The sequence below is a fragment of the Ewingella allii genome, assembly GCF_044430645.1.
Lineage (GTDB): Bacteria > Pseudomonadota > Gammaproteobacteria > Enterobacterales > Enterobacteriaceae > Ewingella > Ewingella allii.
Genome location: NZ_JAWUDN010000002.1, coordinates 325624 through 345383, shown reverse-complemented (window position 1 = coordinate 345383; position 19760 = coordinate 325624). Strand labels below are relative to the sequence as shown.

Annotated in this window: 16 protein-coding genes; 7 read left to right on the top strand and 9 right to left on the bottom strand. The window is 58.3% G+C overall.

Annotated elements, in window-relative coordinates; genetic code table 11:
- The first annotated feature begins 54 nt into the window (after positions 1-54).
- From SBO83_RS08310 to SBO83_RS08300, 3 genes are all read left to right on the top strand, one after another.
- Complete coding sequence (locus tag SBO83_RS08310; protein WP_396131231.1) at positions 55-1569, top strand: OPT/YSL family transporter; 1515 nt, start codon at positions 55-57, stop codon at positions 1567-1569.
- A gap of 211 nt (positions 1570-1780) precedes the next feature.
- The gene (locus SBO83_RS08305; RefSeq protein ID WP_396131149.1) at positions 1781-2710 is read left to right on the top strand and encodes a DUF1177 domain-containing protein; all 930 of its coding nucleotides are present in this window, start codon (positions 1781-1783) and stop codon (positions 2708-2710) included.
- A gap of 5 nt (positions 2711-2715) precedes the next feature.
- The gene (locus SBO83_RS08300; RefSeq protein ID WP_396131147.1) at positions 2716-3393 is read left to right on the top strand and encodes an AroM family protein; all 678 of its coding nucleotides are present in this window, start codon (positions 2716-2718) and stop codon (positions 3391-3393) included.
- A gap of 68 nt (positions 3394-3461) precedes the next feature.
- Here the strand turns inward: SBO83_RS08300 and SBO83_RS08295 are convergent, their stop codons facing one another.
- Entirely contained in the window at positions 3462-4355 is an 894-nt protein-coding gene (locus SBO83_RS08295; protein ID WP_396131146.1) for a LysR family transcriptional regulator, read from the bottom strand.
- Between the two features lie 201 nt (positions 4356-4556).
- Here SBO83_RS08295 and ppnP point away from each other — a divergent pair, with 201 nt between their 5' ends.
- Complete coding sequence (ppnP, locus tag SBO83_RS08290; protein WP_034792479.1) at positions 4557-4850, top strand: pyrimidine/purine nucleoside phosphorylase; 294 nt, start codon at positions 4557-4559, stop codon at positions 4848-4850.
- A 73-nt stretch (positions 4851-4923) separates the two neighbouring features.
- Here the strand turns inward: ppnP and rdgC are convergent, their stop codons facing one another.
- Positions 4924-5838, bottom strand: coding sequence for a recombination-associated protein RdgC (rdgC, locus tag SBO83_RS08285; protein ID WP_034792478.1), 915 nt, complete (start codon positions 5836-5838; stop codon positions 4924-4926).
- A gap of 175 nt (positions 5839-6013) precedes the next feature.
- Between rdgC and mak the strand changes: the two genes are divergently transcribed.
- Positions 6014-6934 carry a fructokinase gene (gene mak, locus SBO83_RS08280; RefSeq protein ID WP_034792477.1) on the top strand — a complete coding sequence of 307 codons (921 nt, stop codon included), beginning with the start codon at positions 6014-6016 and terminating at the stop codon, positions 6932-6934.
- A gap of 235 nt (positions 6935-7169) precedes the next feature.
- Here the strand turns inward: mak and eat are convergent, their stop codons facing one another.
- Both eat and SBO83_RS08270 read right to left on the bottom strand, forming a co-directional pair.
- The gene (gene eat, locus SBO83_RS08275) at positions 7170-8534 is read right to left on the bottom strand and encodes an ethanolamine permease (RefSeq protein ID WP_396131145.1); all 1365 of its coding nucleotides are present in this window, start codon (positions 8532-8534) and stop codon (positions 7170-7172) included.
- A 31-nt stretch (positions 8535-8565) separates the two neighbouring features.
- The gene (locus SBO83_RS08270; protein WP_051899525.1) at positions 8566-9879 is read right to left on the bottom strand and encodes an aspartate aminotransferase family protein; all 1314 of its coding nucleotides are present in this window, start codon (positions 9877-9879) and stop codon (positions 8566-8568) included.
- Positions 9880-10142: 263 nt separating this feature from the next.
- Between SBO83_RS08270 and SBO83_RS08265 the strand changes: the two genes are divergently transcribed.
- Together SBO83_RS08265 and qhpR are read left to right on the top strand one after the other, a co-directional pair.
- On the top strand, positions 10143-11153 hold the full coding sequence (locus SBO83_RS08265) for a phosphotransferase (RefSeq protein WP_396131143.1): 1011 nt from the start codon (positions 10143-10145) through the stop codon (positions 11151-11153).
- A gap of 149 nt (positions 11154-11302) precedes the next feature.
- The gene (gene qhpR, locus SBO83_RS08260) at positions 11303-12427 is read left to right on the top strand and encodes an AraC-like transcriptional regulator QhpR (RefSeq protein ID WP_396131142.1); all 1125 of its coding nucleotides are present in this window, start codon (positions 11303-11305) and stop codon (positions 12425-12427) included.
- On the opposite strand, the gene SBO83_RS08255 is transcribed toward qhpR, so the two are convergent.
- The 5 genes from SBO83_RS08255 to sbcD all read right to left on the bottom strand — a co-directional run bounded on the left by SBO83_RS08255 (position 12405) and on the right by sbcD (position 19739).
- The gene (locus tag SBO83_RS08255) at positions 12405-13226 is read right to left on the bottom strand and encodes an ATP-binding cassette domain-containing protein (RefSeq protein WP_396131141.1); all 822 of its coding nucleotides are present in this window, start codon (positions 13224-13226) and stop codon (positions 12405-12407) included. The two genes, qhpR and SBO83_RS08255, sit on opposite strands and share 23 nt — an antisense overlap.
- Entirely contained in the window at positions 13223-13987 is a 765-nt protein-coding gene (locus tag SBO83_RS08250) for an ABC transporter permease (protein ID WP_353503141.1), read from the bottom strand. The genes SBO83_RS08255 and SBO83_RS08250 overlap by 4 nt, the downstream gene beginning before the upstream one ends.
- Before the next feature lie 15 nt (positions 13988-14002).
- Complete coding sequence (locus tag SBO83_RS08245; protein ID WP_396131139.1) at positions 14003-15025, bottom strand: ABC transporter substrate-binding protein; 1023 nt, start codon at positions 15023-15025, stop codon at positions 14003-14005.
- Between the two features lie 230 nt (positions 15026-15255).
- Positions 15256-18504: an exonuclease subunit SbcC gene (gene sbcC, locus SBO83_RS08240; protein WP_396131138.1), complete on the bottom strand. Its 3249-nt coding sequence runs from the start codon at positions 18502-18504 to the stop codon at positions 15256-15258.
- Entirely contained in the window at positions 18501-19739 is a 1239-nt protein-coding gene (gene sbcD / locus SBO83_RS08235) for an exonuclease subunit SbcD (RefSeq protein WP_396131136.1), read from the bottom strand. Before sbcD ends, sbcC begins: the two co-directional genes overlap by 4 nt.
- Between the last annotated feature and the right edge of the window lie 21 nt (positions 19740-19760).

Below are 19760 nucleotides of genomic sequence, written 5' to 3'. Positions count from 1 at the left end.
GAGCTTCAAAATAATAAGCAGAATCCACTCAGGGATGTTGGCACATTAATTGTGATGGTATTGCTCTCTTTATTGGGAGCCATCATCGGCGTGCAGTTGATAACGACATTGGGCGTAACGCCTAACACGTCGATTATCGGCGCGTTATTTGCCATGTTGTTGGCGCGCATTCCGATGCAGGCCTTTCAACGTTATCGTTCTATTCACACCCAAAACTTAGCGCAGACGGTGATCTCTTCCGCCACCTTTGGTGCGGCGAATAGCCTGCTGATGCCCATTGCTATCCCTTACGTTATGGGGCAGCCGCAGCTTATTTTACCGATGTTTATCGGGGTGTCCGTAGCCATGTTGCTGGACGCCTACCTGCTTTACCGGTTGTTCGACACCAAGGTGTTTCCGGCCAGCAACGCATGGCCGCCGGGCGTCGCCGCCGCAGAAGCTATCAAGGCGGGTGACAAAGGTGGGCGTCAGGCCTGGCTGCTGGTGGCTGGGGTTATAGTTGGCCTTGGCGGCGCGATGCTGAAGATCCCGATGGCCGCCTTTGGTACTGCGTTCATCGGCAATATCTGGGCCTTGAGCATGTTTGGCATCGGCCTGCTGATCCGCGCTTATGCGCAGCCTTTAGCGGGCATGGACCTCAACGCAATGTACATCCCACACGGCATGATGGTAGGCGCGGGGCTGGTGTCATTGATTCAAGTGGTGCAGGTGGTGCGGGCGAAAAATGCCGAAGCCAAAGCCAGCTTCACTCAGCCCGCTACCGAGGTGCGTAAAGCACTGGGTCTGGGCGCCTTTGGTTATATTGCCATTGCCGCGCTGCTGGCGCTGGCGGGCGGTCTGTACAGCGAAATGTCGATCGGCATGCTGATTGCGTTCATCGTCTACGCCGCATTTGCCGCTTTCTTCCATGAGTTGATTGTCGGCATCGCCGCCATGCACTCAGGCTGGTTCCCGGCCTTTGCCGTGGCGCTGATCACCCTGATTGTCGGTATCTTGATTGGCTTCCCACCGCTGGCGCTCTGCGTGCTGACCGGCTTTACCGCCGCGACTGGCCCAGCCTTCGCCGACATGGGCTTTGACCTGAAAGCCGGGTTTATCCTGCGCGGCTATGGCAAAGATTTACAGGCTGAACTGCTGGGGCGTCGTATCCAGTTGTTCGCCGCACTGATTGCTTTTGTGATTGCTATTCCGGTGGTCTGGTACGCCCACATCGGCTACTTCGCGCAGGATTTGGTTCCGCCGGTAGCCCGCGTCTATGCCAAGACGATTCAGGCGGGCGCACAGCCGGGCATCGCATACAGCTTAATGATTTGGGCCATTCCGGGCGCGTTAATTCAGCTTATCGGCGGGCCTAAGCGCCAGCTCGGTGTTCTGCTGGCGACCGGTTTGCTGATTAACAGCGTTATGGCTGGATGGGCGGTTATCACCGGTATCGTGCTGCGTATCATCATCATCCGTATTTGGGGTGAGAAGGGCCGCACGCCGATGGAGATTCTGGCGGCAGGCTTTATTGCCGGTGACGCACTGTACAGCTTCTTTAACTCGATTTTCAGCTCCAAGGCTAAATAATACTCCAACCCTTTCGAGTCCGGCCAGCGCACCGGCTGGCTCGAGAGACGACGAGAATACTGCACCAACACCAGGGCTCACGAAGCCAAACGTAAAAAACAGACCGATTCATTCTTTCATTCAATAGTGAAAAGAAATGAACGGCTATCGCGGCAGTTTTGGCATGTGCGCTCTCGCAGCGTCTGTCGCGAAGTATTAAGAGGAAAGCACCATGAGTTTGCAACAAACATTAACGGTGTTCGAACTGATCGATAACGCGTACGTCAGCGGTCAGGACGTGGTGGATTTGTTCGCTGGATATTCTGGCGTAACGGCCACTACGCACCGCGCGGATGGCCCGAAAGGCGGCACTGATTTTGTTAAAATCACGCTGCCGGGTAGCGACGGTAAAATCAGCGGCGGCAGTGCGCCAACGCTTGGGATTATTGGTCGCTTAGGCGGCATCGGTGCGCGTCCGACGCGCATTGGCGTGGTGTCTGATGCCGATGGCGCAATCGCGGCTATCAGCGCGGCTCTCAAGCTCGCTGAGATGCAGCGTAAAGGCGATGTGCTGGCCGGTGACGTCATCGTCACCACCCATATCTGCCCGAATGCGCCGACTCGACCTCATGATCCGGTGGATTTCATGGACTCGCCAATCGACGACGTCACCATGAATGATAACGAAGTGGTAGCGGGCGTGGACGCGATTTTGTCCATCGATACCACCAAAGGTAACCGAATCATAAACCATAAAGGTTTTGCGATTTCGCCAACGGTTAAAGAAGGTTATATTTTGCGCGTTTCCGAAGATTTACTGCGCATAATGGAAATGACCAGCGGCAAACCGGCGGTGACTTTCCCAATCACCACTCAGGACATCACGCCTTATGGCAATGGTGTGCACCACCTGAACAGCATTCTGCAACCTTCAACGGCGACCAACGTGCCGGTGGTGGGCGTGGCAATTACGGCTGAATCAGTGGTTCCGGGCTGTGGGACGGGCGCAAGCCATGAAGTCGATATTGCACTGACGGCGAAATTTGCCGTTGAAGTCGCTAAAGAGTTTGGTCGTGGCACCTGTCAGTTCTTTGATGCCGACGAATATCAACTGTTGTTGTCGCTGTACGGAAGCTTGCGCCACCTGCAAAGCCGGAATTAAGCATTATGATGACTTCCTTTGCGACTCTGACTATCGGTCAGGCACCACGTAGCGACATCATGCCGCTGTTGATGGAATATCTTCCTGAAGATGCCGTGACCCACGTCGGCCTGCTCGACGGGCTGACTCCGGAACAAATCGAGCAGCGCTTCGCGCCCGAACAGGGTGAGCCGCTGCTGGTTTCGCGCCTGTTAGACGGCACGCAGGTCACTCTCGGCTCGTGGCACGTGGAGCGCGCATTGCAGGAAAAAGTGGATTGGCTGGAAGAGCTGGGCTGCGAAACCATTTTGCTGCTTTGCACCGGCGAGTTTCATGGCCTGAAGGCCAAAACCGCGATGCTGCTTGAGCCGGACCGAATTATTCCGCCGCTGGTGGGCGCGATTGTTGGGACGCATCAGGTGGGCATTGTGGTGCCAGTGCAAGAGCAGATTGAGGAGCAGGCCAACAAGTGGCGTAAGCTGTCGAAAAAGCCGTGTTTCGCCGTCGCCAGCCCTTATCTGGCTGATGAAGCCAAGCTGACCGAAGCCGCGCTGGCCCTTGAAGAGCAGGGCGCGCAGGTGGTGGTGCTGGACTGCATTGGCTATCACCGTCATCATGGTGACTTGTTGCAAAGTAAGCTAGGCATCCCGGTTTTACTGTCAAACGTGCTGGTCGCCAAATTGGCCGCCGAGCTTATCGTCTGAGTTGCACCCAATCTGAATACGAAAAAGGCCTGTTTAACAGGCCTTTTTTATGCGCGAATTTCAGTGGGTCAGCCGCGAAAGTGTTCCAGCACAAATTCCACCCACACTCGCACTCTCGGCGGTAAATCCGCAGAGCTGTAATAGAGCCACAGCGGCACGCCGGGCTGCCAATGGCTTTCCAGCACTGGCACCAGATCGCCGCTTTGCACATGCGGGTTCACATACCAGTCTGCCAGGCAGACAATGCCAAGATCGGCCAGCGCGGCATTAATCAGCAAGTCCGGCCGCGAGGCGATAATCCTTCCCTGTAGCTCACTGGTCTGGAAAGGCTCGGCCAGCGGCCACTTCACTATCTGATTGTTCCCCGGATTGCGATGCAGCAGGCATTGATGATGAGCCAAATCACTCGGGCTGGAAGGCGTACCAAACTGCCGCAAATAGCCCGGCGAGGCAGCCAGAATATTGCGCATCGGGCTGAGCTGGCGGGCTATCAGGCGGCTATCCGGGTCGACGCGATTGCCAATTCCCACGTCAAAGCCCTCTGCCACCAAATTCACCACGCGTGCCTCCAAAGAGAGGTCAAGATTGATTTGCGGATAGCGTTTGAGAAATTCCGGCAGCAGCGGCATCAGCATCAACTGGCCGAATCCGGGGATCACGCTAACCCGCACGCTGCCTGACGGCTGGCCGTCGCGGCTGGTGGCATTCTCAAGAGTCGAGGCGAGGGCTTGCCACAGTGGCTGGATCTCCGCCAGCAGGGCTTTGCCTTCGTCCGTCAGCACCACGCTGTGGGTGTTACGAGCGAACAGCCGCAGCCCGAGTTTCTCTTCCAGCACGCGGATGTTTTTGCTGATGGCGGCAGGCGTTACGCCGGACTGGCGGGCCGCGGCCGAGAAGTTCTCACTCTGCGCCGCGCTGATAAAAGCGGGCAATAAACGATGGAGTTCCAGCGGCAAAGACATGCAGATGACCTATCAATCGGTGGCGGAAAGGGGCAGATTCACAACTGTCCAGAATGGCACTGCGCCCCGGTGAAATCAAATCCCTTTCCTGCGTTTGCGGCACGCCTCGGGACTCCGCCATAAACCAACAATAATCAGTGACAGCGAGGCTTTTCTGCCCCTAATATGGAGACTCTTAAAATTATCGCGAAGGGCCAATCTATGTTGAAAAATAATGAGTATTTTGCAGGGAAGGTAAAGTCGATTGGTTTTGACAGCGACAGTGCCGGTTGTGCTGCGAGCGTCGGCGTAATGGAAAAGGGTGAGTACACCTTCAGCACCGATAAACCTGAAGAGATGACCGTCCTGCTCGGCTCGCTGAAAGTGTTAATGCCGGGTTCCCCCGACTGGCAGGTCTTCGAGCCAGGTGAAAAATTCTATGTCCCAGGCCACAGCGAGTTCAACCTGCAAGTGGTTGAATCTACTGCTTACCTGTGCAAATACCTGAATAAATAAATTCTGACCGCCCACCGACAGAAAGAAAAAAGGACGCGAATTGCGTCCTTTATTTTTGGGCTTGGCGCGACAATTAACGCTGCGCTTCGCCGCCCAGTGCTTCCACCAGATTCTGAATCAGCGCCGCCAGTTCGCCGGTCATCAGGATGAAATCGGCATCAAAACGCTGCGCGAAGTCGTCGCGGTCGATATCATCATTCTGCTCGCGGATAACATCGCTGAACTTCAGGCGCTTGATGCTACCGTCGTCGGCCAGCACCACGGCGATGCGCTCCTGCCAGTCAACAGCCAGCTTGGTCACCAGCTTGCCATTTTCGATATGGGTGGCAATCTCATCACTGACCAAAGCCTGCTTCTTACAGCGAATCACGCCGCCTTCTTCCAGAATGGCTTTCAGCTCGGCTTCGTCTTGCAGCGTGAAGCCAGCAGGCGTCTCGCCTGAGCGAACCCACTCGGTCAGCGTCAGCTCAATCGGGCTTTCCATGGTCAGCGGCACCACCGGCAGTGAGCCGAGGCTCTTACGCAGCAGGGCCAGCATGTCTTCCGCTTTCTTGGCGCTGGCGGCGTCAACCATGATCAGGCCGTTGACGGTATCAATCCACATAAAGGTCTGGCTGAAACGGCTGAAGGCGCGCGGCATCAGGCTGTGCAGCACTTCATCTTTCAGCGAATCTTTTTCGGTTTTCTTCAGTTTGCGATGTTGCTCGCTTTCGATCTGTTCGATCTTGGCCTGAAGCTCTTGCTTAATCACCGGAGAGGGCAGGATCTTCTGCTCCTGACGGGCGCAAAGCAGGATCTGGCCATTGTGCGAATGCGTCAGCGCGTCGCCGCCGTGTGAACCCATAGGTGACACCCAGCCGGTCTTCGCCATGTCCTGACTGCCGCAAGGCGTAAAGGTAAACTGGCTTAACTGCTTTTCCATCTCGTCGGCAGACAAAGAGACTTCACGGCTCAAACGGTAGACCAACAAATTTTTAAACCATAACATGATGTTATCCCTGTCCGTGCGTACCCGTGGTACGCTGATTTATCGAATGCAGGGCGGCATGATACCCAATTGAGTGGCGGTCGTCGTTAGGAAATCTTCTCGCAGACTGGTCGCTGGGCTCTACACTGATTAACCTGAACACCAGAAATCGCAGACAAAACCAAGTGAGGCACCCGTGCGTATTGGCATTGACTTAGGTGGAACAAAAATCGAAGTGATCGCGCTGTCCAACGAGGGCCGCGAGCTGTTTCGCAAGCGCGTAGATACGCCGCGAAATGATTATGAAAAGACCCTAAAAGCCATCGAAGGGCTGGTGCTGGACGCCGAAAAAGCCACCGGCCAGCGCGGCAGCGTCGGGCTGGGTATTCCCGGCACGCTGTCGCCCTTCACGGGCAAAGTGAAAAACGCCAACTCGGTGTGGCTCAACGGCCAGCAGCTCGACGAAGATCTCGCCACACTGCTCGAGCGCGAAGTACGCATCGCCAATGACGCCAACTGCCTGGCGGTTTCGGAAGCCACCGACGGCTCGGGCGCAGGCAAAAAAGCGGTCTTCGCGGTGATCATCGGCACTGGCTGTGGCTCGGGCATTGCGCTTAGCGGCGAAGTCCATGCCGGAGGCAACGGCAATGCCGGAGAGTGGGGCCACAACCCACTGCCGTGGCCGGACGAAGACGAAATTCGTTTCTCGCAGGAAGTGCCGTGCTACTGCGGGAAATCAGGCTGTGTCGAAACCTTCTGCTCCGGCACCGGTTTTGAAGAGGACTACTTCCGCCTCTCAACCCAGCGTCTGAAAGGGCCGGAGATCATCAAATTAGCCGATGAAGGCGACGCGGTGGCCGAACTGGCGCTGGGCCGCTACGAGCGCCGACTGGCGAAAGCTTTGGCAAACGTGGTCAACATCCTCGACCCGGACGTGATTGTCCTCGGCGGCGGCATGAGTAACGTCGACCGTCTCTACCAGACTGTGCCTTTACTGCTCAAACAGTGGGTATTTGGCGGCGAGTGCGAAACGCCAATCCTCAAAGCCACCCACGGCGACTCCAGCGGCGTGCGCGGTGCCGCGTGGCTGTGGCCGCAGGAGCGTATGCCACTCTAATCTTTCTTACTTACCCATCCCAAAAAGAAAAGGGTCTGCCATTCCCCCGGCAGACCCTTTATTCCTACCAAAAATTAGCTCTTAACCGTCCAGTTATGCCCGATATCAGGGAAACTAAGGGGATGAGGTTCCCGCAGGGACGCCTCACCCCTTAGTAAGCCCGTCAGTCTCGATCAACTATCCATCGCCAATCTCGGCTCCGCCGCTCTAACCCCAAAGGCAGACCCATTTCTTTTCACTCCCCCTCTAACATCAGATCTTTTGGCGCACTGCTGCGCTGTACCTTGGTGGCTGCGAAATAGAGATAACCCACCACCATAAACAGCACGAACACCCCGGCAATCACCAAATTGAACCACAGCATCGCCAACAGACAGACCACCGCCAGCACCAGCGCAATGGCCGGAACCAGCGGATAGCCCGGCGCGCGGAAGCTGCGTGCCATCTCTGGGGCAATTTTGCGCAGGCGGAACAGGCTCAGCATGCTCATGATATACATCACAATCGCGCCAAACACCGCCATGGTGATCATCGCCGCCGTCAGCGACATGCCTTGCAGATTAATCAATCCGTCGCTGAAAATCGCCGCGATACCAATCACGCCGCCGAGCAAAATCGCCCGGTGCGGCGTCTGAAAACGTGACAGCTTCGCCAGCCCGGAAGGCAAATACCCGGCGCGAGCCAGCGCGAAAAACTGCCGCGAATAGCCCAAAATAATGCCGTGGAAGCTGGCAACCAGCCCGAACAGGCCAATCCACACCAGCATGTGCATCCAGCCGGAGTGCTCGCCAACCACCATCTTCATCGCCTGCGGCAGAGGATCATTGATGTTGGAAAGCTTGCTCCAGTCGCCCGCGCCGCCGGCCATCACCATCACGCCAATCGCCAGCACCACCAGCGTTAAAATTCCACTGATATAGGCTTTGGGAATGGTGCGTTTTGGGTCTTTGGCTTCCTCGGCGGCCATTGCCGCGCCTTCGATAGCCAAAAAGAACCAGATAGCGAAGGGGATCGCAGCGAAAATGCCGGAAAACGCCGGTAAGCCGAAGTGCTCGCCGCCCGCCCAGCCGTTGAGCACAAAATTACTCACGCTGAAGCCCGGCGCGACTACGCCCATGAACACTAGCAGTTCCAGCACCGCCAGCACGGTAACCACCAGCTCGAATATCGCGGCCAGCTTCACGCCGAGAATATTCAGCGCCATAAACACAACATAGGCACCCAAGGCGGCCACTTTAGGGCTGAGGTCGGGAAACTGCACGTTCAGGTAAGCGCCGATAGCCAAGGCAATGGCCGGGGGCGCAAACACGAACTCAATCAGCGTCGCCATTCCGGCAATGAGCCCGCCGGTTTCGCCAAAGGCCCGGCGGCTATAGGCGAAAGGCCCGCCGGCGTGAGGAATGGCGGTGGTCAGCTCGGTAAAGCTGAAAATAAAGCAGGTGTACATGGTGGCGACCAGCAGCGTAGTCACCAGAAAGCCCAGCGTCCCGGCTACGCCCCAGCCATAGCTCCAGCCAAAATACTCACCGGAAATCACCAGCCCCACGGCAATCGCCCACAAGTGCACCGTGCCCAGCGTCGGTTTAAGTTGTGATGTCATTGTGCTCTCCTGAAACCAGTTAAAGGGATATTCAGAACATTTTGCTCAGGACGTTCTCCAGCGCGCCGACCAGAATCTCTGCATGTTCGGCGGTAAACACCAACGGCGGGCGAATCTTGAGGATGTTGGCGTGCGGCCCGGATGCGCCAATTAGCACGCCTTCTTCGCGCAGGGCGTTGACCACCGCCAGCGCGGTAACGGAGTCCGGCGCGCCGTCGGCCGTGACGAAATCTACGCTGACAAACAGGCCCGCGCCGCGCACGCTGCCGATGGCTGGGAAACGCTGGGCCAGCGCGCTGATGCCGTCGAGGATCGCTTTGCCCGCGCGGCCAACGCTCGGGATCAGGTTCTCCTGCTCAATCACTTCCAGTACCGCCAAGCCGACGGCGGAAGAGACCGTGTTGCCGCCAAAAGTGTTGAAATAGCTCGATTCGCTGCCGAAACGCTGCAAAATATGCGGCTGAATGGTGATGCCCGCCATTGGATGACCATTGCCCATCGGCTTGCCGAGGGAAACGATATCCGGCAGCACGCCGTGGCGCTGAAAGCCCCACATGGTTTCCCCCGAACGGCCATAGCCCGGCTGCACTTCGTCGGCGATGTACAGCGCCCCGGCGTCATGGATCACCTCAATCGCCTCTTTCAAGAACCCGGCCGGGTCGAAGAAGCCGCCGTCGCTGGTGAAGAAGGTGTCAATCATCAGGGCCGCCGGTTTGATGCCGTGGCGGTGCATATCGGCCAGCGCCGCGCGAATATCATTGGCGAAGCGTTTGCCCACCTCCGCCGGATTGGCCGGGTTATGGATAGGGGCCGGGATCACCCGCGCATCGCCATTCACCTTGACGTAAGGCCCCATCGACGCCGACAGCCCGGCAATGGCTTTGGTCATGCCGTGGTAACTGAACTCGGTCACAATCACCCCGGTGCCGCCGGTAAAGTCTTCGGCGATGCGCAGAGCCAAATCGTTGGACTCGCTGCCGGTGCAGGTGAACATCACCTGACTCAGCTCGGCGGGCATGGTGCCGACCAGCTTTTCAGCGAAATTCAGCACATTTTCATGCAGATAGCGCGTATGGGTATTGAGGGTTGAAGCCTGACGCACCAGTGCTTCCAGCACGTGCGGGTGGCAGTGGCCGACCGACGGCACGTTGTTGTACACGTCGAGATAGCGGCGGCCTTCGGCGTCATACACCCACACCCCTTCGCCGCGCACCAGATGCACCGGATTCTTGTAGAACAGCTGGTAGGCCGGGCCGAGCAAGCGGCGGCGGCGCTCAATCATCGCCAGATTTTCAGCCGGAATATTGCTGCTGGCTGCGGCGTCAAAGGCATTGGTTTTCAACATGATAATTTCTCCTGACAGGCGATGAAGTTCTGGTTGCCGGGCGTCCCGGTAGTGGAAGTGTTTTGATAATGCGCTGGTCACTACGGCAAAACTTGACCGTGGAATGGCGATTCGCGCGCCCTAAAGTCAAGTTCCTGCCTGTTGGCGAGCTTGCAACGTCTGCGGTCAATATTTGCTCTTGCCGGGTCAAGCAGCAAACGCGGCGGGCTCTCATTCTGAAGGCCTATTCATTTGATTGATTGCCACCTGCCGGAGTGAACACTATGAATGCCAAACAGTCCGATACGCTTGATGCCGCCAGCCTGACCCAGTTAGCCCGCGAGGCGCTGCTGCGCTATCCCGCCGCTTTTCGCGGGGAGTTATCCCTCCTGTGTCGCTCGGAAAACGCCACTTTCTTGGTGCGTGGCGACAGCGGCCAGCGTTTTGCCTTACGCATTCATCGCGGGGATTACCACCATCGCGACGAGATAGAGAGCGAATTGGCGTGGCTGGACGCTCTGCGTCATACCGGCATCATGGTGCCAGAGGCGATTGTGGCGCTCGACGGTCATCGGGTGCAGACCCTGCCAGTGGGCGACGGCGAAAGCCGCAATATCACCTTTTTCCACTGGATTGAGGGCGAGATGCCGACCACCGAGGTTGACCCGCGCGCCTTTGCCCAGTTGGGAGAGGTGACTGCACGCCTGCACCAACACAGCCGAAGCTGGGCCAAACCCGAAGGGTTCCGACGCATCATCTGGGATCACGACACCATGGTTGGCCCGCAGAGCCATTGGGGGCGCTGGCAGGACGCGCCGGGGCTGCGCGAAGAGGATTTCCCACTGATTGAACAGACCATCGGGCACATTCATCATGTGCTGCAAGACTATGGCAAAAGCAGCGAACGCTTCGGGCTGATCCACGCCGATCTGCGCCTCACCAACCTGCTGATGCATGAGGGCGAAACCCGGGTGATCGACTTCGACGACTGCGGCATGGGCTGGTATATGCATGACGCGGCGGCGGCGATCAGCTTTGTTGAGCACCACCCGCGCGCCTCGGAGTGGGTCGAGCACTGGCTTCGCGGCTATCAGCGCGTCTGCCCGCTGAGCGAGGCGGATCTGGCGGTGATCCCCACGATGATCGTCCAGCGGCGGATCCAACTGCTGGCTTGGCGCGGATCGCACGCCACCACCGAAATGGCGCAAAGTCTGGGGGATGATTGGGAAGCCGAAAGCCTGCGTTTATGCCGCGATTATCTCGCGCGCCTGCCGCAACATCAGGCGCGGGCGTGAAGCAAGCTGCACGTTTTCTGTGCGCCGCTTGAGGCTTTGTCCAGCCCTGCGGCGCTAAGTCTCTGTCCTGACTGCATTTGTTCTTCCCGCCGTGCTGGTACGAAACTTGCAGAACTTCCTGACCTGTTTGCCTTATGGAGTGGAAGAACATGCACACTGAACCTTTACTTCAACCGCTAACCGGCTTCACGCCGGGTTTGAACGGGGCGCTCAGCGCGCTGGGGCAGCACGAGGCTGGCAATCGCGGCGTGCTGGCCGCGGCGGCGTCTGGGCTTAGCGAGTTTATTCTGTCGAAAGGGGCGGATGTGGATCGCGTGCTCGGGCTGTGCCGCATCAACCCCGAACTGCTGCAACAGCCCACGCTGAGCCTAGGCTTGCCGAACTACTGTCAGGTGCTGGAAGAGGCGGCGGTGCAGTCGGGCTGCGATAACTTCGGTTTGCACTACGGCAGACAGTTCAAACCCCAGTCATTGGGGCTGATTGGCTACATTGGCCTCTGTTCTTCTACGGTAGAAACCGCGATTCAAAACGTGGTGAACGCCTTTCCTTTTCATCAGCACAACACCTTGACCCGGCTGGTGGACAGGGGCGATCACTACCGTTTTGACTATCAGGTGCGCCACGGCAGTATTTTGTGTAAACGGCAGGACGCCGAACTGACGCTGGGGATGATCCTCAATCTGTTGCGCCACGGCTTAGGCAAAAGCTGGGCGCCGCGGGAAGTGCATTTTGAGCATCCGCGCCCGCACCAGTGGCACGAGCACTGCAAAATTTTCGACGCGCCGGTCTACTTCGACCAGCCTTACAACTCGCTGCTGATTGCCAAACGGGATTTACAGCGCGCCATGCCGGAGCGCGACCAAACTCTGCTGCTGGTGATGCAGGACGCCATTCGCCGACTGAACGCCGACGCGCCTTCGCAGCAGTCAATCGTCGACAGCGCCCGTTCGCGAGTGCGTCAGGCACTGCTGCGCGGCGAGCCGGTATTGGATGAAGTAGCAGACAAACTGGGCCTGTCGGCCTGCTCTTTACAGCGCCGCCTGCGCGAGCAGAACCTGAGCTTTACCCAGCTGGTGGACAAGGTGCGCTGCGAGCTGGCGACCCACTATTTGCAGCAACAGCAGCTGCCGATTTCCGAAATGGCGCTGCTGCTCGGCTACTCCGAAGTCAGCGCCTTTTCGCGGGCATTCCGCCGCTGGTTTGGCGTCAGCCCGCGCCAGTGGCGGCAGGCCGGGGCCATTGAGCAACCAACTACAGCGCCATCTCGCGTTTAAACACGGCCAGCGTATGGGCTTTGACGCGGATAAACTCGGCATGGCTCATGATTTCCGCGTCGCGCGGGCGTGGCAGGTCGAAAGGCACGATTTCCGCGATGCGCGTGGGCCTGCGGGTCAGCAGCAGGATCTCATCGGCCAGAAATACCGCATCCTCAAGATCATGAGACACAATCACCATCGTCACCCCCGTCGCCATCTGCACTTCCTGCAACTTGTCGCGGATAAACAGCGTCATTTCGAAATCTAACGCCGAGAACGGCTCGTCGAGGAACATCACCTCCGGGCGCGTCGCCAAGGCACGCATGATGCAAACCGTCTGCTGCTGGCCGCCTGAAAGCTCATAAGGGTAGCGTTTGAGGTCAAAACGAATATCAAACATCGCCACCAGCTCCGCCACGCGGGCCTCTACCTCGGCCTTGTTCATGCCGTGGCGCACCAGCGGATAGGCGATATTGGCCCACGAGCTCATCCACGGGAATAGCGCGTCGCGGTAGTTCTGGAACACATAGCCGATGGTGGTTTGCGCCAGCGTTTTGCCGTCGAACAGCACCTCGCCCTGATCCAGCGGGATCAGCCCGGCCACCATGTTCATCAGGGTCGACTTGCCGCAGCCGTTAGGGCCGAAAATGGAGACAATTTTTCCGCGAGGCAGATCCAAATTAAAGTCGGTATACAGCGGCTGGCCGGCAAAAGATTTCGACAGGCCGCGAATCGTCACGTGGGTGTCGGGGCGAGAAGGGTACTGCGGCAGCTGCGGCCCCTTGTAGTCATCGCGAAGTGAGAGAGGTTGCGTCATGCTTTGCTACTCCAGTGAACGATACGTTTTTCCACTAGCAGGAAGGCCAGATTGAGCAGATAACCGATGGCGCCGGTGATCAGGATTGAGGCATACATGTCTTTGATATTGAACACTTGCTGGGCGTCGATGATGCGATGACCCAGGCCGGTTTCCGCGCCGATAAACATCTCGGCGACAATCACAATCACCAGCGCAATCGACACGCCGGTACGCAGGCCGACAAAGGTCTGCGCCAGGCTTTCCATCAGCATGATGTCTTTGAAGATGTGCCAGCGCGAAATCCCCATCACTTTGGCAGCCATCAGCCGGGTCTTCTTGGCATTCATCACCCCATAGGCGCTGTTGAACAGGATAACCAGCACCGCCGCGAAGGCCGCGATGGCGATTTTGTTGGCATCGGTAATGCCAAAGATCAGCATAAACAGTGGGATAAGCGCCGAAGAGGGCGTGGAGCGGAAAAAGTCGATGAGGAACTCCAGACTGCGGTAGACCTTTTCACTGCTGCCCAATACCACCCCCAGCGGCACGCCAATCACCGCCGCAAAGGCAAATGACATCAGCGTGCGATAGAGCGTCGCGCCGATATCCGTGCGCATGCTGGCGTCGGAAAACGACTGGAACATATAGCTCAGCGTCTCCACCGGCGAGGGCAGCAGCACCGGATTGAGCCATTTCGCGCTGACAGCTAACTGCCAGAACAGAAACAGCAGAACCGGGCCGATGAGCGGCAATAATTTCGTAGACCAGCGTGAAGTCATGGCGGTTCTCCCTGTTTAACCTTGATAAATCAGCGACGCCACGTCCACCGGCTTGCTGAAGATTTTACGCTCAGTAAAGACGTCATAGAATTTCTGGAACCACTTCAGATTGTCGCCGTTGAGCTGCGGATACATGACGAAGCCCGGCAGCGGCACTTCGCTGACCAGCGCAGGCTCAATGCTGGTATACCCGGCGATGTTGGCGCGCGCCTTGTCCGGGTTGGCGCTGATGAACTCCACGGCCTGGGCGTAGGCGGCAATAAACTTTTTCGCCGCGTCCGGGCTGTTTTTAATAAAGGCCGTATTCAGCGCCGCCGCGCCGCCAAACCAAGGGGCATCGGCATCGCCCAGCACATATTTCGAGATAACCCCAGTTTCCAGCGTGCGCGACAGGTGTTTCATGCGCCCGACGGTGCCGGTAGGTTCGAGGGTGTAGACGCCATCAATCTGGCCCGCCGCCAGCGCTGGGGCGTGCTGGCCGACCGGCAGTTCAATCACCGAGGGGTTGGTGAAGCCGTTTTTCTCCAGAATGATTTTCGCCATGGTGACGTTCTGAATGCCCGGCCCGCAGGCGATTTTCTTGCCTTTCAGATCAGCAATCGACGTGGCCTTGCTGTCGAGTGGTACTAAGAATTCGTCCAGCACCAAGGTGCGATTCGACGGGTTCGAGCAGATGATTTTGAACAAGTCGGGCTGGGTGATTGCGCCAAGCCCCAGCGCGCCGGTGGCCGTGCCGTTGGCGCAGCCGTGTATGCGGCCGGTGAGCATGCCTTCGATAATCTGCTGGGCACTGGCGAACTTCACCCCTTTGACATTCAGCCCGGCCTGTTTGAAAAAGCCCTGCTCCAGCGCGACATAAAAAGGCAGGCCGCCAACAATCGGCCAGTAGCCGATGCGGATTTCATCGTCATCGGCGGCAAAGGCGCTGGCAGGCACCATGCCGCCGAGGGTCATGGCTCCGCCGGTGATCGCCAGCCATTTCATCAGTTGGCGGCGGCGGGGATTGACGAGAGATGACTCAGGTTTGCTGTTTTTCATCGGCTGGCCTCTTGCGGGTTAATGAGGGGTTGCAGCTTGTACCGCAACTTGTATACATAACCCCAAGCACAGGCCGTGCCATGTTGGTGAAAAGCAGAAAAGCCTGCATTTTCAGCAGGCTAAAACAGGAGAGGTGCACCGCGCTGGTGCGCAAGATGAGAAAAGCTGGGTTATAGATGTGCAAATGGCTAGCGGTTGGCTAGCCATTGTTGGTTCTCAACGGGCGAAAATTAGACTTTAAACTGGCTGCTGAGACGGCTGACCCCCAGACCATTGACCTTGGTGACTTTGATTTGCACCGGAATGCGGTCTTTCATGGCCTCCACGTGGCTGATCACGCCGATGGTTTTACCCGAGGCGTTTAGGCTGTCGAGGGCGTCCAGCGCGGTGTCCAGCGTGTCGGCGTCGAGGGTGCCGAAGCCTTCATCAAGGAACAGTGAGTCAATGCGAGTCTTGTCACTCACCAGATCGGAGAGCGCCAGCGCCAGTGCCAGACTGACCAAGAAGCTCTCGCCGCCCGACAGGGTGCGGGTGTCACGCACCGAGTCGGCCTGCCAGGTATCCACCACCTGCAACTCCAGCGCGTCGCTGGTTTTGCGCTGCAACAGATAGCGACCGTGCAGCTTTTCCAGCTGCTTATTCGCCAGATACACCAGATGATCCAATGTCAGACCTTGGGCAAATTTGCGGAATTTCGCGCCGTCGCTTGAGCCAATCAGCGAGTTCAAATAGCCCCAGTCGTCGCACAGCTGCTGGGACTGAGCAATCTGCGCGATCAGGCTTTGCTGCCCCTCACGGCGCGTGACGTCGGTGGTGAGCTGGTTGCGGATCTCCCCCTGACGCTGCTGCAAGGCTTTTAACTGCTGGGCCAATTGCTCGAGGCGTGCGGCCAGCGGCGCGGTATCGCTGTCGGTTTCACTCAGGGTTTCCGGTCGCTGTTGGCGCTGCTGTTCGAGAGTGAGGTTGGCCTGTTGCAGCAGGGCGCGATGCTCGGCCAGTTTCTGTTGAAGCTGCTCTTTGCGCTGCTGCAACTGCTGGCGCAGCGCATCGTCGAGCAGCGCGAGGCTGACGGCCTGTTCGTCGGCGAAATCACTGGCGCTCAGCGCCTGCTGCCACGCACTTTCGGCCTGCTGCAACCGCTCGGTCAACTGCTGCTGAGAGGCGATCGCGCTGGCGACCTGCCCGGCCAGCCTGTCGCGCAACTCCTGCGATTTTTGCAGCTGCTCGCTGGCGGCCTGCAAGGCATTTTCGCTGGCTTGCAGCTGGGCGCGCAGCTGCTCGCGCACCTGAGCGATCTGCTGTTCGCCGAACAGCGCCACGCGCTGATGACGGAGCTTTTGCACGCTTTCGCCATCTTGAGCGACCTGCTGCTGAAGCTTTGCCAACTGCTGCTGTTGCTGGGCATGGCTGGTTTGCATCAGCGTGAAGCGTTCCGTTAATAACGCGGCCTGCTGCTGGGCTTTGAGCTGCTCGCTCTGCGCCGCCGTCAGGGCATCTTTCGCCTGCTGTAACGCCCGCGCCTGCTGCTCGTGCTGACTGCTAAGTTGCTGACACTGCTGCTCTTCTTGGTCACGCTCTGCCAGCCATTGCTCCAGCTGCGGCGCGTCTTGTAATTCAAAACTGAGATTGAGCGGAGCGCTCAGCTGCTGCCAGCTTTCGAGATAGGCTTTTTGCTGGTTTTGGTCCCGAACCAGTTGGTTTTGCAGCCGCGCCTGCTGCTCTTTCAGGCTCTCGGTTTTGGCCCGCAGCTCGGTGCCTTGCGTGTGCAGCGCCTCAGTTTTGGCGCGCATTTCTGCCACGCGTTGCTCGGTTTCTGACGGCTTAACTGACTGATATTGCTCAATGGCCGGGTGCTCGGTCGAGCCGCACAGTGGGCAAGCTTCGCCAGTTTGCAGACGCGAACGCTCGGCCTCCAGACGGACAATCTGCCTCTCTTGCTCAAGCAGTTTTTCGACGTCGGTCTGGTGGGCTTTCTGCTGTTTAAACTGCTGGCGAATCTGCTCCAGCTGCTGCTCGGCTGCGGCTAATTCAGCCTGACGCTGGGTAAACTCTTGGCTCTGTTGCTCAACCCGCTGACTGATTTGCGGATACTGCTGGGCGAGGGAAAACAGCTGCTGGCGCACCGGGCGCAGGCGAGTCAGCTCGGACTGTCGCTGCTGCAATGCTGCCAGCGGATGGCGTTTTTCCAGCTCGGCCTGCTGATTTTGCTGGCTACCCAGCGCCTCGGCGAGTGTCGCCTGTTGGGCTTGATGCTGCTGACTCTGCTGCTCTAGCTTCAGGCGATCAGCGCTAAGCTGCTCTAAGGTTGTCGCTAGCTCCGTCGCCTGCTTTTGGGTGTCGGATAAAGCCTGTTGGCTGTCTGCCTGAGTTTTGTTCAGCTGGGCAATCTGGTTGTCCAGCGGCTGCACCTGCTCGTCAATCAGCTTCTGCTGCTGCTCTTGGGTTTGAACCTGCTGCTGGCGAGCCGCGCGGGCCTGCTCGACGGCGTGTGCCAGAGGAGACATCTCCTGAAGCTGATTGGCCTGCTGCTCGCCCAACTCCTTGAGGTGCTGGCTGAGCGCCAGATTGTCCTGCCGCAGCCGATTACGGTCATTGAGCAGGGGGCGAAGTTTCTCCGCTGGTTCGCTCTGCGCCAGTTGCAACAGCTGCGGCGCGGCCTGCGCGGCGTCCTGCTCGCTGGCCTGAAGCAATTGCTGATATTGCTGCTGCTTGAGCTGCGCCTGCTGCCACTGTAGCAGCCAGTTGAGATCGCGCTGCTGCGCCTGAGACTGCTGGCTAAGCTGCTGTTCTTGCTGGTTTACCTCGGCCAGCTGGCTCTCCAGCAGTTGGCGCTGCTCTTCGCTGAGCAGCTCAATGCCCGCCATGCGCTGGTGCAAGCCTTCGAGCTGGTTTTTCGCCTGCTTGTGCTGCTCAAAAACCTGCTCGGACAGCCGACCGTAAATCTCGGTGCCGGTCAGCTCTTCCAGCAGCTCGGCGCGGTCATTGGCATCGGCGTTGAGGAAGGCGGCAAATTGCCCCTGCGACAGCATCATCGACTTGGTGAAACGGCCAAAATCCAGCCCGGTGAGCTGGGCGATGGCGTCGAGCTTGTCGCGCACTTTGTCGGCCAGGATCTTGCCGTCTGCGAGCAGCGCCAGTTCTACTTTGGGCGCTTGCAGATTGCCGTCCGGCGAGTTCTTGGCCCGGCGCTGGCTCCAGAAGGCGCGATAGCCAATGCCTTTCACTTCAAACTCCACTTCGGCGAGTGATTCTGCGGTGTGGCGAGTCATTAGCTCGTTTTGGGTTGGCGACACGTTGAGGCGCGGCGTCTGGTGGTAAAGCGCCAGACAGATGGCGTCGAGCAGGGTGGTTTTCCCCGCGCCGGTCGGGCCGGTAATGGCAAAGAGCCCGTTGCTGGCAAAAGGCTCGGCGGTGAAATCGATTTTCCACTCGCCTTCCAGCGAATTCAGGTTTTTAAGCCGCAGGCTGAGAATTTTCATTGTGCGCCGTCCTCCGCTGACTCGCCGCTTTGTACTTGTTCTACGATTTGCGCGAACAGGGTGCGCATTCTGCTTTGGCGGCTTTCATCGACTTCGCTTTCCAGTGCCAGACGGCGCTCGAAAACTTCGCTGACGCTCAGCTCGCTCAAGGTCTCTTTTTCCTGCTGAGAAATGCTGTTCAGCCGCTGCTCTTTGCTGCGGCGCAGCAGCACCACTTCCACCGGCAGGTCGGCGGTGAGAGCCTGAATGCGGCGTTGAATATCGCTCAGGTAGTCCTGCGTGGCGACCTCGATATCCAGCCACACCGGCTGGTCGCGGGCGGCGTCGGTAAACTGTTTCAGCTGCTGTTCAATCTCGGCCAAAGAGCCCTTGATCATCTGCATCGGCTGGAATTGCGGGATCTCCAGCGTGTCGATGCTGTTTAACTGGTCGCCGGTGAAATCCAATAAATAGACGCTTTTCACCTTACTCAGCTCGTCGAAGCTCAGGGCAATCGGCGAGCCGCTGTAGCGAATATGCTCGGTTTTCGCCACGCACTGGGCGCGGTGAATGTGCCCAAGGGCGACATAATCCACCGGCGGGAAAGCCTGCGCCGGGAAGGCGTCGAGGGTGCCGATATAAATGTCGCGCACCGAGTCCGAGGTGCTGACGCCGACGGTGGTCAGGTGGCCGGTGGCAATAATGGGCAGAGGCAGGCCCAGTTTCTGGCGTTCGGCCTGCGCTGCCTGATACAGCGCGTCATAGTGCGCGGCGATGGCTTCCTGTAACGCCAGCTGCTTGTCGCTGCCGGACTGCCCGGCCTGACTGGCAATCAGGTCGCGCGGGCGCAGGAAGGGGATGGCGCACAGTACCGCGCCCGGCGTGCCGTCGCGATGATTTAAGGTCAGAACCTGCTGGGATAAGTCTTCGCCCACGGTGGCAATTACGCGGGTATTCAGGCAGGAGAGCAGCTCGCGGGACTCATTCAGCGTGGCGACCGAGTCGTGGTTACCCGCCAGCACGATCAGCTGGCAGCCGGTACTTTGCAGATCGACCACAAAACGGTTGTACAGCTCGCGAGCATAGCTCGGCGGCGAGCCGGTATCAAAGATGTCACCTGCCACAATCACGGCGTCAACCTGATGGCGCTCCACCTGTTCTATCAACCAGCGCAAAAACGCCTGATGCTCGGCGGCACGGCTTTTGGTGAAGAAATACTGGCCTAAGTGCCAGTCTGAAGTGTGGATCAGGCGCATGAAACTCCCGTTGTTGGTGTG